A 17,858-nucleotide genomic window follows, 5' to 3' on the forward strand; every position below is an offset into this window, starting at 1 on the left:
TCTTCACTCATGCAATTTACTCACAAAGGAACGTTTATATTTTATATGACTTTGAATGTTTTGTTCGGCATCTTTTTTATCCCATACCTGTAATTCCCAAGGATAATAAAAGTTACTTGCATTTTTAAAATAAATATGGATACCTACATAACCATCTCTATCTCTTAAATACCAGTTTTTTAAACCATATTGTTCTTGCCAGTGATCTAATGATTCTATTACTTGCTTAATTTCCGTTGAATTAACAATAATTCGAGCACCAAAAATATCATTTAAAATACTATTAACAGGATACCCCTCACTTCGTTGTTTAAATCGCTCTATCTTATCTAAAATAGACTCTGATGTTTTTACTCGATAGAAATAGGGAATATCATACAGATTAGCACGATATAAATAATCATTAATCGATTCATGTAAGTTTAACCGATAAGCCAAAATATGTTCTGTAGGTACTTTGGGCAAAGTATGCTTTAAATTAACTTTTTCAATTTTGCCTGTTTCAAAATAGTCTTGAGAAAAAGCAAGATGTAGCTTATTAATTTCACTAATTAAGCGTTCAATTTTTTCAAGTGTCATCATAAATGATTATTTGTACAAAACTTTTAAATAGTATTATTTTGGGATTCTATATTTTAGATAATTAAGAATATGTAAATAATATTGGTATCCTCGGATTTTAAACCAGGAATATATACTCATGGTAATAATTAATATAATAACTAAAGCTAAAACAAAAAGCCAAATAGGCATAACCAAAGATTCTGCTGTTACAAACTCCCTAATAACTAAAAAGACACTACCTATACTTGTAGGAGGGATAAACCAAAGAATTACTTTAACAGCAGAGTATATGCCCCTTTGTTCCTCTATCATATATTTTATTGTTCTTTTAGTATCTTTCAATAATAGAAGGTTTATAGATTCTGAAAGATTCTCAATAATTTGAAAATCATGTAGTACTCTAATTCTAGGATAATTTACTTTTCTTGTTTGGAATGCTTCAAATATATCTTTAATAAAGTAATACATAAATTGCGTTACTAATATTATGTACGACACGAAAAAAATTATACTAGATATACCTAGGATAATTTGATAACTATCTACAACAAATAGTCGCAATAGGAATGCCACTAACATTGCACCTAAAATAATATTTTTTGTTCTAGTTAATTTAAAAAAATCATTTATCGGAGATGGAATAACTCTTTCTTTCCTTGCTTTTTCTAAACTAGCTATTATTCCCCATACTTTTTCACCTTGACTTAACTCTTCTTCCATATTATCTCCTCCATCATCAAAATCAATAAGCCCCTTTTCGCTTTAAAACAACATTAACGGTTTTACATAAAATAGCAATATCATTCCATAATGACCAGTTTTTCACATACCATGCATCAAAATAAACCCGTTTTTCATAGTCCACGTCATTACGTCCACTCACCTGCCATAATCCTGTCATACCCGGTTTTGCCATAAGATAGTAATCAACATCTTCTTCATAACGTTCTAACTCATCTTTTACAATCGGACGTGGACCAACAAGACTCATTTCCCCTTTTAACACATTAAAAAGTTGGGGTAATTCATCTAGGCTTGTCTTACGTAAGAAATGTCCGATTTTTGTAATACGAGGGTCATTTTTTAATTTAAAATCTTTCTCCCATTCCGCTCGTGCTTCTGGGTCATTTGCCAATAATTCTTCTAAAATTTCTTTAGAATTTACCACCATTGATCTAAATTTTAAACAATTAAAGGTTTTTCCTTTTCGTCCAATTCTAGGATGCCCATAAATAGCATTTCCACCATCTCTTTTAATAAGGAAAAAGAGTGTTATTAATAGTGGAGAAAGTATGGTAATAATCGCTAATGAACCAAAAATATCAAATGTTCGCTTAATAAAGCGTGAAGATCGTTTTGCCAGATTATTACTAATACGCATCATGATTAATTCATGACTAAATAAAAAAACAATATTAGTGCTATATAAAGGCAATCCTCTTAATGTCGGGATAACCGATACAAAACGGTAATGGCGATTAGTTAAGAATCGTAGCCAAGCATTCCTCTCATGTAACTCATCATCTTCAATTGCAATGGTAAATTGTGTATCTTGATCACAAATAGAGGTAAGATTAGCTTTATCAAAATTCTCTAAAATAGGAACACCCAATGAGTCCAAATCAGGGTGTTTATGTTTTAACACAATAAATGCCTGAATATTTAATCCCAGATAGCGCTCTTCCATTAAGGCTCTATAAGTATCAATTGCATTCTCTCCTGCTCCAATAATAATCGTATTTTTAAGATATGCACCTGATTTAATGAGAATACTTTTAACAACAAATCGACCAATAGGTACAAGAAAAAGTGCAATGATCCAAGTTAATACCCACAAATTACGAGAGCTATAGAGTTTTGAAAAAGCAATAATAGCCAACTCAATAACCGATAAAATAATCAGTGTTCTAACGATTTCTTTTTGTTCAAACCAAAAAGGTTTCCGATAAGTATAATGACGTAAACGAACCCAAAACCATCCCATACCTATGATTGCAATAAAAAGATGAATCCATAATCGATCAGAAAATTGTGAATTGGGTAGAAAAGAGTCTATATTCCCTCCGACAAATGCTCGCATCACACTTATCGCCAAATAAAAAGAGACGAATATTAAGAAAAAATCACAGGAGGCAATAATTAACTTAGGTAAAGTACGTTTTAGCATTGCTTTTTCTAATTCATATGTTTAACTTAATACTATTGTAATAGTCTTCTATACTCACGACAAGAAAGTGACACTTTTATGTTGTTTTTTCTTATGCTAAGCATGATAAAATACAAACTTTACACATAAACAAACCATTTTGTATTTTTACACTTCATAAAAACGATTAACTCAATAATAGGATTTTATTATGCTAAAAGCCGTTATCCCCGTTGCAGGTCTTGGTACTCGTATGTTACCTGCGACCAAAGCCATTCCAAAAGAAATGCTTACGTTGGCAGACAAGCCTTTAATTCAATATATTGTTGAAGAATGTATTGCTGCAGGGATTAAAGAGATCATATTGGTTAATCACGCTTCTAAAACAGCGGTAGAAAATCATTTTGATACGCACTACGAGCTAGAAGATCAATTAGAACGTAAAGGTAAAACAGCCTTATTAGCAGAAATCCAAGCGATTAAACCAGCTGATGTTTCCATTATCAGTGTCCGACAAGGAACAGCCAAAGGCTTAGGTCATGCTGTTTATGCCGCTTACCCTGTTGTTGGCGATAATCCTTTTGCTGTTTTATTGCCTGATATGCTGGTAGATGAAATAGCTTGTAATCCTCTACGTGATAATCTAGCAGCGATGATTGCTCGATATCAAGAAACAGGATTTAGCCAAATTTTGGTTGAACCTGTTCCTGAAAAAGAAGTGGATAAATATGGTGTTGTAGATTGTGGAGGTGCGCAATTACAAGCAGGACAAACGGCAAAAATGACAGCTATTGTCGAAAAACCTCCTATTGATAAAGCCCCATCTAACCTAGCTGTTATTGGTCGATATGTTTTTTCAAAAGGAATCTGGTCTCTGCTGGCTCAAACAAAACCGGGGGTTGGTGGTGAAATTCAACTTACCGATGCTATTGCTGCACTAATGAAAGCAGAAACCGTTGAAGCGGCTGTTATTACTGGCAAATCTTATGATTGTGGTGATAAATTAGGATATGCAAAGGCTTTTGTCGATTATGCCCTACGTCATGGCAAAATTGGCAAAGATTTTGAACAATGGTTAAAAACCAGAGTATAAATATCTAACCACCCTAAAAATTAAAACACCACATGATACTGTGGTGTTTTTTATAAGTATAGTTATTGCTAATCCCAAAAGACTTCAACTATGCTAATAAGATAGCGGAAGATTTATCAAGGTAACTCCTCCCTATACCATGCCAAATTTAGCAAAATTCTATCTAATTCTTCTATAAAAGCAGGTCTATTCTGATACTGCTCTCGTAAAGCACTTAATGCTGCTTTTATTTCATGTTGTAATGCAGGATACGCCTGTTTTAATTCTCGTATATCATAACACCATCGTTGATATGCCGTTCTACCCGTTTGTATTGTTTTAAATTCTTTCATTTTAAGTTTAAACAAGTGCCTTGCTATCTCTATATGATATTCTTTAGGTAATACGTTCAAAAATTGCTTAATTAAACTTACATCATTACTTATTCGTAATAATTTTGCTAAATCATCCCATAGACGTTCATGCTGATAAATTTGAGCAATAAGAATTGTCGCACCTTTTAATTTTTTAATTGTCTGATTTCTTACTTCTACCCATTCAGAGGGTTGATAACATTCTTTCCATCGTTCAAAAGCAGAAACATTTAAACCAAAACCAGCAAAGGTCAACAATTTAGCATAGTGTGCAATTTTTTCTGTATCCTTTTGTCGTTCACTTAACTCTATTAATTGGTAAAGCCACTCTCCACGAAGTTTTCCTGAACCGCCCTTTTTAACAGCATTCAGTAGTAAAGCCTCAGCTTCTTTATAATCACCCCTATTCATTAATAGGGTTGTATATCGAGATAAAAACTCAGGTATCTCTAAGTGTTGTTCTAAAAATGCTATGGCTTGCTCTTGATTAATCATATACAGTAATCGTAATGTTCTCTGATGCCACTTATCTTGTTGATAGCTACTTACCGTAGTTTGCTGATCATCAATCCATTTTAATAATTTCTGAGGAGGCACTTTTTTATTTAGCATAGCATCAAGCCAAATATCTGCTATACCTTCCGTCTCAGCAATCCAGTGTTTATCTGGATTTTCTGCGAGTGTTTTCCAAAACTTCTCTATTTTCTTCTGTAATACCTCATCTGCTTCTTCATAAATTACCTCAGATTCATTTAAGCAAGTAATAATTGCATCACCAATCAACCCATCAGAATCATCTGATTTTTCAATAATCGTTATTAATCGTTTATAAATAAGCTGAAGTAATTCAAACTGCTCTTCTAGTGAAAATAGATGACGCTGATTAATGATCTGTTGAATACTACTAGCAAATGCACTCGCTTGATAATAAGAGCAACCATTCCTAGCCTTATTACAGATTTTCTTCACATCATCTATTAAATCTTGATAAGCTATCGGTGATGGAGAAAAGGCAGCAGAGAATATATTTGACGTATCTTGTGTTTGCTTATCTACATGGCTACTAATCCCTAATGAAGATTTATCTATTTTTTGTTCTCTATCCAAGACAGCAAACCAAAGTGCAGCAATATGCTTACAATACGCATGGTTATAAGGGCAATTACATTGCGCATCTAATAAAACACCTGTTTTACTCAGTTTTATAACCGCATGATAAATTTGAGAGCCCATAATTTGAGCCGTCCAATAAGATGCACGCTCTTCCAAATCACGCACTTTATTTTGTATAAAATAATCCCATCCTCGTTCTGCTATTTTTTCACCAACAACTTCTGCCACTTTTTCAAAACACATACGCTATCTCTCTATAAAAATCGACTATCACTACCTATCAAACGCCACGGCTTCTTTTAATAATACACCCTTTTTATCCTTTTCTGACAAAATAGGCTCTCCTTTTAAAGGCCAATGAATATTTAATTCAGGATCATTCCACAGCAAAGTTTGTTCTGCATGAGGACAATAATAATCCGTACATTTATACATAATGCTAGCCTGCTGACTTAATACATAAAACCCATGTGCAAATCCCTCTGGTACCCAAAGTTGATATTTATTTTCAGCTGAAAGTGTTGTACCTACCCATTGCTTAAAAGTCGGGGATTGTCGGCGTAAATCAACGACAACATCAAAAATTTCACCCTCAAGCACATGGATTAACTTACCTTGCGTTTGTTTCGTTTGATAATGCAATCCTCTTAATACCCCTTGATAAGAAGTAGAGTAGTTCTCTTGCACAAATCGGCAATCAGCTATATGTGTATTAAACCATTCCTCTCGAAATGTTTCCATAAAAAATCCCCGCGTATCTTCCCATATTTGGGGGATCAATACCTTAACATCCGAAATGGCGGTATCCCTAATTTTCATTGATATAACCTCTTTATATACGATCTATCTTTTTTTATTTCATCTATAACCACTTTCTTTTTATGATTTATTCTCTACTATTTTTATATTTTACCCTACCTAGATTTAGTTACCCAAAAGCATAGCCCATTTCATCATACTCCCCCTATTTCCACAATACTCACTCTATATACGGATGTAATTTTACTAATGCTTTTTGCCAATCACTTGGTTCAATAGCAAAGGTACGCTTTATTTTATCCATAGCTAAACAAGTATTAAGTGGGCGCTTTACTATTGAAGCATACTCCTTGCTACTTATCGGTAAAAGTGTAGGAAGTTTACTAAGTATTTTCTGCTGTTGTGTTTGCGCTAAAATAAACTGAGCAAATAGATACCAACTAATATAGGGAAAGCCAGAGAAATGATATAAGCCAAACACATCTTCTCTTCCCTCTTGTATTTGTAAGGCTATTTGGACTAAAACCTGAGCAATATCCCCTGCATAAGTAGGTGCGCCTATTTGATCAGCCACTATTTGTAAAGTTTCTTTTTCTTTGGCTAACCTTAATATTGTCTTAACAAAATTATGCCCTTGTTCACTAAAGACCCATGATGTTCGTAAAATAATATGCCGTGGATTAATACTTTTTACGATTAGCTCCCCTGCTAGTTTTGTTTTTCCGTACTGATTTAACGGGTTTGTTAAATCCTCTTCATGATAAGGTTGCTTTAATTGCCCATCAAAGACATAATCACTGGATAAATGTATTAAACAAGCCCCTATCTGTGCAGTTGCTTCAGCTAAGTTTTGCACTCCTTTTACATTTGTCTTTTCAGCGACTTCTGGATGATGCTCTGCTTGCTCAACATTGGTATAGGCTGCTGCATTTATCACAATAGTAGGCTGAAAATCATTTATCAGCGATTTGACTGCCTTAGTATGAGTAATATCGACACTCTCTCGCCCAACAGCTAATAACGCTAGATTATCAATAGGATAAGACTGTAAAACTGAATTTAAGTGTTTACCTACTTGACCATTAGCACCGATAATTAACCACCTTGACACAATTTACATCCTTTTTAACAGTATCAATGGTTCTGAGAAGTCATTTGATAAGTGCCTTCAACAATCGCTTTCCACCACGCAGTATGATGTAAATACCATAATACCGTTTTACGGATACCTGAAGAAAAGGTTTCTTGAGGAGACCACCCCAATGTATGGTGAAGTTTATGTGCATCTATAGCATAGTGACTATCATGTCCCGGTCTATCTTGTATAAACTGGATTAAATCCTGATAATGCTTTACCCCAATAGGTTTATGAGGAACAAGCGTTTCTAATAAAGTACAAATGGTTTTAACAACCTCAAGATTACTCATTTCCTGATGAGCACCAATATTATAACGTTCCCCTACTTTTCCCTGCGTCAGCACTAGATACAATGCCCGTATATGATCATCAACATAGAGCCAGTCCCTTATTTGTTGTCCATCACCATAAATCGGTAGTGTTTTTCCTTGAATAGCATTCAGTATCATTAAAGGAATCAATTTTTCTGGAAATTGATAAGGGCCATAATTATTAGAACAATTGGTGAGCAAAATAGGCAAACCATAGGTTCTATACCAAGCATTCACCAGATGATCACTCGCCGCTTTGGAGGCAGAGTAAGGACTACTCGGTTGATAAGGAGAATATTCTGTAAATAATTGCTGAGATTGTTTTAAATCCCCAAATACTTCATCCGTTGAAATATGTAAAAATCGAAAAGACTGCTTTTGTACGGTTGGCAATAATTCCCAATAGGCTCGGCTAGCCTCTAATAAAGTATAAGTTCCTACAATATTCGTTTGAATAAACGCATCCGCCTGATGGATAGATCGATCCACATGGCTTTCTGCTGCTAAATGAATAACCGCATCAGGGCAGTAAGTCTGAAATAGCCTATCAAGTGCCTCTCTATTTATAATATCTACTTTTTCAAATACATAACGTGTATGCTGACTCACCATCTGTAAAGAAGCTAAATTACCCGCATAACTCAGCTTATCCACATTAATAACCGTATCTTGTGTATGAGCAATAATATAGCGAATCAAAGCGGATCCAATAAACCCCGCACCACCAGTAATAAGAATTTTCATGAGAATTTATGCCATTTTTTCCTATTTGTATTTTAACGAAAATAATACTATTGAACGCTTATTTCTCTTATGATACTTTAACTAAAAAATACGGATATGCTATTTTACCGATAACACTCATCTATTTCTAATCAAGTCAAAGTAGAAAAACACATAAGGTATTCTAAATAAGTAGCGTTAAGCATAGAATCGGCAAAATAGTAGCTTATCCATTTAGACTATAACATCCTTATTGTTCATTTATTTTTCGTATATATACACTCTTTTTAATATAACTGTGATAAAGAACCTGTACTATATTCATTTTTTAGGGAGATGATTTCATGTCTAACCGTATTTTATTACCCCGTATTATTGAAATTGGTAAAAATGCCTGTCAAAAACTACCTTCTATTTTAAGTACATTTAATATTAAAAAAGTATTAATCGTTACTGATGATACGATGGTAAAGTTGGGTTATGTTCAGCTCATTCAAGATATTTTAAATTTAAATAAAATTGAATCAACGGTTTATGCTGATACAATACCAGAACCCACTGACGGCTCTATTACAGCAGGAATAAACTTAGTTCATCAAAGACACTTTGATGGTATGATTGCCTTGGGTGGAGGGAGTGTTATTGATAGTGCAAAAGCAATCAGTATTTTGGGTAAATTGGGTGGAAGTATTCGGGATTATAAATTTCCTCGCCAAGTTGATGAACAAGGCTTACCCCTTATCGCTATCCCAACAACAGCAGGTACAGGCTCTGAAGTAACCAAGTTCACTATTATTACCGATGAAGAGAAAAATGAGAAATTACTCTGTGTCGGCGCAGGCTTTATGCCTATCGCAACCATTGTTGATTATTCATTATCCCTTTCTGTTCCCCCTCGTACTACAGCGGATACAGGGATTGATGCAATGACGCATGCAATAGAGGCCTATGTCAGTCAGAAACATAATATTTATAGCGATCAACAAGCATTAGCAGCTATGCGTCTTATTGGTCCTAATTTAAAAAGAGCTTTTCACAATGGCCAAGACCAAGAGGCACGAGAAAAAATGATGTTAGGTGCTACCTTAGCAGGAATAGCATTCAGCAATGCCTCTGTAGCACTGGTTCATGGGATGAGCCGACCAATTGGTGCTTTTTTTCATGCCCCTCATGGTTTATCAAATGCCATGTTATTACCCAATGTTACCGCCTTCTCTATCCCTGCTTCCCCTAGCCGCTATGCTGATTGTGCAATAGCCCTTGGGGTAGCCTCTCACACTGACACCATAGCGCTTGCCAATCAAAAACTTATTCAATTCTTAAAAGATTTAAATCAAGAGTTAAATGTCCCTACTCTAGCTGAGTTTGGTGTACAACAAGAGAAGTTTAATAATTTACTGGATACACTATGTGAGCAAGCCTTCGCCTCTGGCTCACCCAACAATAACCCCCGCATTCCAACCGTAGATGAAATGCGGTCTATATATCGCTCATTATGGCTATAAATTACTCAAATCCATTCGGATTCTGTTGTTGCCAATGCCAACTATGTGCGACCATATCATTTAAATCATAATTAGCTTGCCATTTTAACTCTCGCTGTGCTTTAGCAGGATTAGACCAACACTCAGCAATATCCCCAGCACGGCGAGGGGCAAGCGTATAGGGGATTTTTACCTGATTGACTGACTCAAAAGCTTTTACCATATCCAATACAGAATAACCTTTACCTGTACCAAGATTCCAAGCATGGCAACCTTTATGCTGCTGCAAATAATCTAACGCAGCAAGATGCCCCTTAGCTAAGTCCACTACATGAATATAATCTCTTACACCTGTACCATCTGGTGTAGGATAATCACTACCAAATATAGAAAGTTGCTTTAATTTGCCAATCGCCACCTGTGTAATATAAGGCATTAAATTATTGGGAATACCATTTGGATTCTCACCAATCAAACCACTAGGATGCGCCCCAATCGGATTAAAATAACGTAATAGAGCAATAGACCATTGTTCATTTGCTTTAGCCGTATCTTGTAATATACGCTCAACCATCCATTTCGACATACCATAAGGGTTAGTTGGATTACCTAAGGGACAATTTTCAGAAATAGGAATTTCTTGAGGATTACCATAAACAGTAGCAGATGAGCTAAAAACAAGCGAAAAAACACCCGCATCTCTCATTGCCTCAACTAGCGTTATACTACCTGCAACATTATTCTCATAATACTCAAGCGGTTTTTGTACACTCTCACCAACTGCTTTTAAGCCGGCAAAATGAATAACAGCATCAATGGCACAGGTATTAAAGATATGATCTAAAGTGGCACGGTGACGGATATCCCCCTCTATAAGTTGTACTTTCTTTTGCGTAATTGTCTCAACCGCTGCTAATGCCTTTGGAGAGCTATTAACAAAATTATCTAATACAAAGACATTATGCTGAGCATTTAATAACTCAACTAGCGTATGAGAGCCAATATATCCTGCTCCACCTGTAACCAAAATATTCATTGTCACTATCCTTAAAGTATATATGCCTTTATTATACTCTTTTTACCCTATTTCCTAAATACTCCCTATTTCCACTTAATACCGTACTTACCTCATCTACTCATTATTTAACACATAGCCTATCTACTTTGGATTTAAGCTATATTCGTTTTAACCATAAAGAGAAATATAAAACCTTTTCAATCACTCATCTCTTTATCTAAATAGATTTTTCCCATACTTTCATTTAGTATCCTCACGCATACCACAATCGCATATAATCAACAAAACCCTTTAATTAATTATCACATAAGTCCCTTATGTCTCATTTTGTTGCTATTGATCTAGAACTTGCCAATAATAATCTTTCTTCTATTTGCCAAATTGGCATTGCTGTATTTAAAGATGACCAACTGATTGAGACATGGAGCACCTACGTTAATCCAGAAGAATTTTTCTCTCCTTTTAATACGCGTATTCATGGGATTACCGCAAGACAAGTATATGGTTCCCCCAAAAAGCATGAAATCATTGAACCACTTTTGCATTATCTGGAAGGAAAATCCATTGTTTCTTATGGCACGTTAGATAAACAAGTCATCTTTCTAAACTATCCAGATTTACTTAAAAATATTCATTGGATTGATGTTACCACTATTGTTCGTAAAGTATGGCCTCAATTTTCAAAAGGGGGATTTGCCCTCAATAAAATGGCAGATTATCTAGGGATTGAGCAAACAAATCACCATGATGCCTTAGAAGATGCCATTATTTGTGGTGAGATTCTCTGTGAAGCCCTATATGAATCAAATACTCGTTTAGAACACTGGCAAAAATAAAGGTATTCTATCTTATACGATAAAATACCTTTTTGATAGGCGGATAATACAGTGATTAATCGCTATTTTTACTATGAATATCTAAATAATAGCGTAGGCAATTCTATACTTATTTCATCTACTATTCATGATAATTAACTATGTAGAAAATAAAAATTATAGAATTTGTACCTTATATCACTACTATATCGCCTAGCTTAAAATGATTAAAAAATAGTTCTTAATACTAAGAAAATAATCGCTCCTAAGCAGGCAGCAGAGGGCAGTGTAATCACCCATGCCATACCAATCGGCTTCATTAAGCGCCAATTAGCATTACGGTTTACCATACCAATACCTAATACAGCACCTACTAAGATATGTGTACTTGAAACAGGTAAACCCATTAAAGAAGCAAGCATCACCACCGTTGCCGCTGATAACTCTGCCGCAAAACCAGAGGCAGGATGCATTTCCGCCAAATTAGTACCAATCGTTTTAATCACTTCTTTACCAATAAACCATAAACCAACCACAAGGGCAATACCAAAGGTAATCATAACAATCGGTGGAATACCTGCTGTATCACCAATCTCCCCTGTGCGTAAGACATCCATAATGGCGGCAAAAGGCCCAATGGCATTCGCAATATCATTGGCACCATGACTAAATGCAAAACCTGATGCTGTAAATACTTGCATCCAGCTAAAGATAATAAAAGTAGATTTCCCTAAGTCTTTACGCTTTAAGGTACGAGCATAAATATATGTTGCCATCCATACCAACGCACCCGCCATAAAAACAATTAAAGAATTATGTAAAGCCGTTAAGCCAAGGTTAAGATTATTTAAACCTTTAAATAGCAACATCGCTACAATCATCATTAACCCCAAACTTGAGATAATGGGTACCCAAGACTGTAATGCTTTATAAATACTTAATGATTGACGGCGTTTTTCAAATTCATAGAGCGTTCGATAATACTCTGATTCAAACTCTAACTCTTCTTCTGCTGACTCTCTATCACTAAAAATTTGTGCATCTTGAGCCATTGCAGAAGCCGCCTCTAGTTTTTCTTTTTCTGGTAGAGCATCAAAACGAAGCTTGTATTGTTCTTTAAACTGTTTTTTCTCTTTTTTAATTTCTTTTAGTTTTAGTTCTACATCGGTATTGTAATCAAGGACATATACCTTAATAAGCCTAAATAGGACATAGGCTAGCATACCCCCCAATAAAGGCGATAAAACCCAAGAAACAGCAATTTCTGCGATTTTATTCCACTGCACAATATCCCATGTATTGGAATCACCTGAAGAAATAATAAATCCTAAGGTCAGCGCTGCCCCCATAATACCACCAATAATAGAGTGGGTTGTAGAGACAGGTAACCCTTTATAAGTCGCAAATAACAACCATAATGCAGCCGCTAATAAGGCAGCCATCATCACAAATACAAAATCATGAGGGACGATATGTAAAGTACCTAAATCAACAATCCCTGATCGGATAGTTTTGGTTACTTCTCCCCCTGCAATCACCGCTCCTGATACCTCAAAAATAGCAGCAACCCCCAGTGCCTGTGGAACGGTTAATGTTCCTGCACCTACACTCGTACCGAATGAGTTAGCAACATCGTTACCTCCGATATTAAATGCCATAAAGACACCAAATAATGTCGCTAAAATAAATAAAACAGGGCTATTGTAATGGGTGTATCCTAACCCCCAAAAAATGAAATATCCTACCATGCTAATAAGCATGACAGCAAAAATAGTGCTAGTTGTCTTTTGTACCTTATTAACAGTTGTCATTGAGGCATTCATATAAATTCCCTGTACATGGATAATAACCGAGTAGTGCTGTTTTTATAAATATATCTATTATATTTAGTTAAAACCCACTGCTTTGCTACAAATATCAAAATGATAAATACTATACATATAAACCATTACTCTATTTGCTCAATAATATACTTTCCCTCTTTACCTATCAAAATACAGTTGTACGCTTTCTCTCTTGTTTTTGATAAGGTACGGCGGATACCTATATTATACGCTACATTCTCTGTGATTAATTTCTGATTGTGGGGTCTTTGCACGAAAAGAAAGTAACAGAATTATAATAAGATAAATATATAAAATTTATTCATAAACTATATTTTTATTTAATTAGATACATTTAGTGATTTACACAAATACCTTAATTCTGGACACGGATATTGATAAACATAGATTCAAATAGATAAACCATATTTTAAAGAATGAGAAGATCGTAAGAGGTATGTGATGTTATTCTTTGACTTTATCAAAAGATAAGCTCTTCCACGATAAATCTTTTTGTTTTATAACAATATCTACGCTGAATAATATTATCTTTCTACAGGCAAGGGAATGCTCTTGGATAAGTAATCAACATAATGGCGGACTGGGGGGGATTCGAACCCCCGATACGTTGCCGTATGCACGCTTTCCAAGCGTGTGCCTTAAGCCTCTCGACCACCAGTCCTATAAATACTACTTCCAATATTTCCCTAAAGATGAAATAAGGACTTCATTCTACCTGATTTATCCATCAAATAGCAATATAAATACAAAAATAGCCTTACTTTATATCTACATTACACACGAGAAGAACCGCTGTTCTTCTTTATCAGAACAAATTTTGCGAATAAGACAAACATCTATAGTGCTATTACCTATATTCCTTATTTACAGATAACTTTTCTAGTTAACTAATAGACTTTACTTTTAGCATTCTTTCTACATAGCGTGCAATCGTATCGACTTCTAAATTAACATCACTATCTTTATGTAAATGCTTTAAGGTTGTTACTGCAACAGTATGTGGAATAAGATTGATATCAATCAAGCACCCTTCTGTATTATCTTGAACGGCATTTACTGTCAAACTCACACCATTTACGGTTACTGACCCTTTATATGCCATATAAGGACTTAATGCAGAAGGCACTTGAATACGTAGTAAATACGATTCCCCAACAGCTTCAAAGGCAGCTACTTTACCTAAACCATCAATATGTCCAGAAACCAAATGACCATCTACCGTATCCGATAATCGCATAGCATGTTCTAAGTTTACTTCACCTTCTTGATCTAATCCCCGTGTTTTTGTAAGACTTTCTCGAGAAACATCAACCTGAAAACTATGAGAATCAAAGTCCACTACCGTCATACAAGCACCTTGAATAGCGATAGAATCTCCTAATTTCACACGACTCATATCAAAATGCTCAACCTCAATACGGATACGTACACCATCCTGATCACTTGAGCCCAATGGTTTAACTTGTGTAATTCTACCTAGACCTGCCACAATACCTGTAAACATTATATCTTCCTATTTATCTGTGAAAGTAATGCTACCCAACGCTTACTATTTCGTAAGCGTAATCGCATATCATTACCTATTTGCTGTTGCTCTACCCATTCAAAAGTGGGGACATTATCTAAACTTTCTAGGACAGGAAGTGAAAAACTTCCCTTTCCTGAGCCAATCAACTTAGGCGCCATATAAATCAATAATTCATCCATTAATCCTGCCCTTAGTAAAGCAGAATTTAGACCTACCCCCGCCTCTACATGAATCTCATTAATATGTTCAGTTTGAAAAATCTGCCATATAGCTACTAAATCTACATAACTATTTTTTTCTGGTACATTAAAAACCTTAGCATTTTTGGCTTGCAACCGAGCGACTTTCTCTGGATTAGACTGATACGTAAAAATCCAAACAGGATCGCCATTAAATAAAGCTGCATCCTCTGGTATTAGAAACTGCCCATCAATAACCGCTCTAATAGGCTGCCTTTCTGTAGGGAAAGATCGTACATTTAATAATGGATTATCTTTTAAAATTGTTCCTATTCCTGTCAAAACCAGACTACTTCTCGCTCGCCAATATTGCCCATCTACACGAGCAGGTTCTTCTGTAATCCATTGTGACACCCCATTTTCTAGGGCTATTTTACCATCTAATGAACACGCTATTTTACTCCAAACCCAAGGTTTTCCTTCTGCCATTCGAGCCATAAACCCGACATTCAGAGCAAGCGCTTCTTCTTCCATCAACGGATAACTTACCTCGATACCTGCCTCAATAAGTCGCTGAATCCCTTTCCCTGCAACAAGTGGATTAGGATCAAGCGTTGCAATCACTACCCGTTTAGGTCTTAATTGAATAATCGCCTCAACACAAGGGGGGGTTCGACCATAGTGGCTACACGGTTCTAATGTCACATAAAAAGTAGTATTTTGAAGAGATGCCTCTGTAAAACCTTTTGTTTTAGCATCACGTATTGCCATGACTTCAGCGTGTGGTCCTCCCACTTTCTGTGTTGCACCTTGAGCAATCATTTGATCATCTTTAACAATCACACAGCCAACCCGAGGATTAGGATCTGTTAATGTTAATACGCTTTCTGCCAAAGATAAGGCTTGTTGCATATAAAAAATATCACGATGCGACATGATGATAGACTCTACTCAACCATAAGTGATTACTTGATATCTTGCATCTCTTGAATAGCATTAGTAAACTGATTAATATCCTCAAAACTTTTATAAACAGATGCAAATCGTATATAAGCAACTTGATCTAATTGCCATAGTTCTTGCATAACAAATTGACCGATCTGATCAGTATCTGCCTCTTTAACTTGTAAATTCATCAGTTTTTCTTGAATACGAGTAACTGCCTCATCTAATTGTTCTACTGTTACAGGTCGTTTTCTAAGGGCAAGACGCATACTTGATTTTAATTTTTCAACATCAAAATCCTCTCGCGTACCATTTCGTTTAACGACAATAGGTAAGGGTAATTCTGTTCGTTCATAAGTGGTAAATCGCTTTTCACACGATTGACAACGGCGACGACGGCGAATGGTGAACCCATCTTCAGAGACCCGTGAATCTACGACTTGCGTATCAGATTTTGAACAAAAGGGACATTTCATAGTCTTGCCTATACAATAAAGCAATGCACTTATCAAAGATACGACATAACATTGCCTTTAAGAGAGGGAAAAGGAATTTTATTCTTTCTCCCTCCCTTAATATTTTTATTTATACACAGGGAAACGTTTTGTTAATGCATGTACTTTTTCTCGAATAGCTGCTAAGTGAGCCTCATCCGTTGGATTTTCTAGTACATCAGCAATTAAGTTAGCCGTTATTTCCACTTCTTTTTCCGTAAAACCACGCGTCGTAATCGCTGGTGTACCTACTCGGATACCACTGGTCACAAAGGGTTTTTCTGGGTCATTAGGAATCGCATTTTTATTTACGGTAATATGGGCTTTACCAAGTGCCTCTTCCGCTGCTTTACCCGTAATGCCTTTACTACGAAGATCCACTAACATAAGATGGCTTTCTGTACGACCCGAAACAATACGTAAACCACGTTTAACCAAGGTTTCTGCTAATACTTTTGCATTACGAACAACTTGCTCTGCGTATGTTTTAAACTCTGGTGATAACGCTTCTTTAAAAGCAGTTGCTTTACCAGCAATCACGTGCATTAATGGTCCACCTTGAATACCCGGGAAAATAGAAGAATTAATAATTTTCTCATATTCCGCTTTCATCATAATGACACCACCACGAGGGCCACGCAATGATTTATGTGTCGTTGATGTCACAAAATCAGCATAGGGAACTGGGTTAGGATATTGTCCACCCACAACTAAACCAGCATAATGTGCAATATCAACCATAAATAAAGCACCGTTATCGTGAGCAATTTTTGCCATACGCTCAAAATCAATGCGTAAAGCATATGCAGAAGCACCACCTACTATTAATTTGGGTTTATGCTCTTTGGCAAGTCTTTCAAGCTCATCATAATCAAGCTCTTCTTTCTCATTAAGCCCATAAGAGATAAAGTTATAAAGTTTGCCTGAAGCATTCACAGAAGCACCATGTGTTAAGTGTCCTCCTTCTGCTAAACTCATGCCTAATACCGTATCACCAGGTTTAAGCACGGCCATATATACCGCTTGGTTGGCTTGAGAGCCTGAGTTAGGTTGAACATTCGCTGCCTCTGCACCAAACATTTGTTTGAGACGATCAATGGCTAATTGCTCAACAATATCGACAAACTCACAACCACCATAATAACGTTTACCAGGATAGCCTTCTGCATACTTATTGGTTAATTGAGAGCCTTGTGCCTGCATAACCGCAGGACTAGTATAGTTCTCTGAAGCAATTAGCTCAATATGCTCTTCTTGACGTACATTTTCTTTTTGAATAGCAGCCCATAAATCTGGGTCTTGTTTATCAAGGGTTAGCGAACGGTCAAACATAAAATAAAACTCCTTTAAA

The 17,858-nt window shown here is 35.7% G+C and carries 16 protein-coding genes and 1 tRNA gene; 3 read left to right on the plus strand and 14 right to left on the minus strand.

Annotated elements, in window-relative coordinates; all coding sequences use genetic code 11:
- Positions 1-3 precede the first annotated feature (3 nt).
- The 3 genes from F9B76_RS05680 to wbaP are packed head-to-tail and all read right to left on the minus strand — an operon-like array spanning position 4 to position 2,731.
- Positions 4-582 carry a nucleotidyltransferase family protein gene (locus F9B76_RS05680; protein WP_201289282.1) on the minus strand — a complete coding sequence of 193 codons (579 nt, stop codon included), beginning with the start codon at positions 580-582 and terminating at the stop codon, positions 4-6.
- Positions 583-615: 33 nt separating this feature from the next.
- The gene (locus F9B76_RS05685) at positions 616-1,284 is read right to left on the minus strand and encodes a hypothetical protein (protein WP_159991242.1); all 669 of its coding nucleotides are present in this window, start codon (positions 1,282-1,284) and stop codon (positions 616-618) included.
- A gap of 22 nt (positions 1,285-1,306) precedes the next feature.
- Positions 1,307-2,731, minus strand: coding sequence for an undecaprenyl-phosphate galactose phosphotransferase WbaP (gene wbaP, locus F9B76_RS05690; protein ID WP_159991243.1), 1,425 nt, complete (start codon positions 2,729-2,731; stop codon positions 1,307-1,309).
- A gap of 190 nt (positions 2,732-2,921) precedes the next feature.
- Here wbaP and galU point away from each other — a divergent pair, with 190 nt between their 5' ends.
- Positions 2,922-3,803, plus strand: coding sequence for a UTP--glucose-1-phosphate uridylyltransferase GalU (gene galU / locus F9B76_RS05695; protein WP_159991244.1), 882 nt, complete (start codon positions 2,922-2,924; stop codon positions 3,801-3,803).
- Positions 3,804-3,919: 116 nt separating this feature from the next.
- Here galU and F9B76_RS05700 read toward each other — a convergent pair whose 3' ends face one another.
- From F9B76_RS05700 to rfbB, 4 genes are all read right to left on the minus strand, one after another.
- Positions 3,920-5,512 (minus strand): SWIM zinc finger family protein, encoded by a 1,593-nt coding sequence (locus F9B76_RS05700; protein WP_159991245.1) that lies wholly within the window; start codon positions 5,510-5,512, stop codon positions 3,920-3,922.
- 30 nt (positions 5,513-5,542) lie between these two features.
- On the minus strand, positions 5,543-6,088 hold the full coding sequence (gene rfbC / locus F9B76_RS05705) for a dTDP-4-dehydrorhamnose 3,5-epimerase (RefSeq protein WP_159991246.1): 546 nt from the start codon (positions 6,086-6,088) through the stop codon (positions 5,543-5,545).
- Positions 6,089-6,248: 160 nt separating this feature from the next.
- On the minus strand, positions 6,249-7,139 hold the full coding sequence (gene rfbD, locus F9B76_RS05710) for a dTDP-4-dehydrorhamnose reductase (RefSeq protein WP_159991247.1): 891 nt from the start codon (positions 7,137-7,139) through the stop codon (positions 6,249-6,251).
- Between the two features lie 23 nt (positions 7,140-7,162).
- Entirely contained in the window at positions 7,163-8,221 is a 1,059-nt protein-coding gene (gene rfbB, locus F9B76_RS05715; RefSeq protein WP_159991248.1) for a dTDP-glucose 4,6-dehydratase, read from the minus strand.
- Between the two features lie 323 nt (positions 8,222-8,544).
- On the opposite strand from rfbB, the gene F9B76_RS05720 reads away from it, so the two are divergent.
- Positions 8,545-9,705 (plus strand): iron-containing alcohol dehydrogenase, encoded by a 1,161-nt coding sequence (locus F9B76_RS05720; protein ID WP_159991249.1) that lies wholly within the window; start codon positions 8,545-8,547, stop codon positions 9,703-9,705.
- Position 9,706: 1 nt separating this feature from the next.
- On the opposite strand, the gene galE is transcribed toward F9B76_RS05720, so the two are convergent.
- Complete coding sequence (galE, locus tag F9B76_RS05725) at positions 9,707-10,720, minus strand: UDP-glucose 4-epimerase GalE (protein WP_159991250.1); 1,014 nt, start codon at positions 10,718-10,720, stop codon at positions 9,707-9,709.
- 299 nt (positions 10,721-11,019) lie between these two features.
- Between galE and F9B76_RS05730 the strand changes: the two genes are divergently transcribed.
- Positions 11,020-11,538, plus strand: coding sequence for an exonuclease domain-containing protein (locus F9B76_RS05730; RefSeq protein WP_159991251.1), 519 nt, complete (start codon positions 11,020-11,022; stop codon positions 11,536-11,538).
- Positions 11,539-11,744: 206 nt separating this feature from the next.
- On the opposite strand, the gene F9B76_RS05735 is transcribed toward F9B76_RS05730, so the two are convergent.
- From F9B76_RS05735 to glyA, 6 genes are all read right to left on the minus strand, one after another.
- A complete protein-coding gene (locus F9B76_RS05735; protein ID WP_201289283.1) occupies positions 11,745-13,340 on the minus strand; it encodes an inorganic phosphate transporter in 1,596 nt (531 codons plus the stop codon).
- Between the two features lie 594 nt (positions 13,341-13,934).
- A tRNA-Ser gene (locus tag F9B76_RS05740) sits at positions 13,935-14,022 on the minus strand.
- A gap of 222 nt (positions 14,023-14,244) precedes the next feature.
- On the minus strand, positions 14,245-14,865 hold the full coding sequence (locus F9B76_RS05745; RefSeq protein ID WP_159991252.1) for a riboflavin synthase: 621 nt from the start codon (positions 14,863-14,865) through the stop codon (positions 14,245-14,247).
- Positions 14,865-16,004: a bifunctional diaminohydroxyphosphoribosylaminopyrimidine deaminase/5-amino-6-(5-phosphoribosylamino)uracil reductase RibD gene (gene ribD / locus F9B76_RS05750; protein ID WP_235914872.1), complete on the minus strand. Its 1,140-nt coding sequence runs from the start codon at positions 16,002-16,004 to the stop codon at positions 14,865-14,867. The genes F9B76_RS05745 and ribD overlap by 1 nt, the downstream gene beginning before the upstream one ends.
- A gap of 29 nt (positions 16,005-16,033) precedes the next feature.
- Entirely contained in the window at positions 16,034-16,489 is a 456-nt protein-coding gene (gene nrdR / locus F9B76_RS05755) for a transcriptional regulator NrdR (protein ID WP_159991253.1), read from the minus strand.
- A gap of 105 nt (positions 16,490-16,594) precedes the next feature.
- Positions 16,595-17,839, minus strand: a complete 1,245-nt coding sequence (gene glyA, locus F9B76_RS05760) for a serine hydroxymethyltransferase (protein WP_159991254.1) — start codon at positions 17,837-17,839, stop codon at positions 16,595-16,597.
- Positions 17,840-17,858 lie beyond the last annotated feature (19 nt).

The sequence above is a fragment of the Pelistega ratti genome, from assembly GCF_009833965.1.
Classification (GTDB): Bacteria; Pseudomonadota; Gammaproteobacteria; order Burkholderiales; family Burkholderiaceae_B; genus Taylorella; species Taylorella ratti.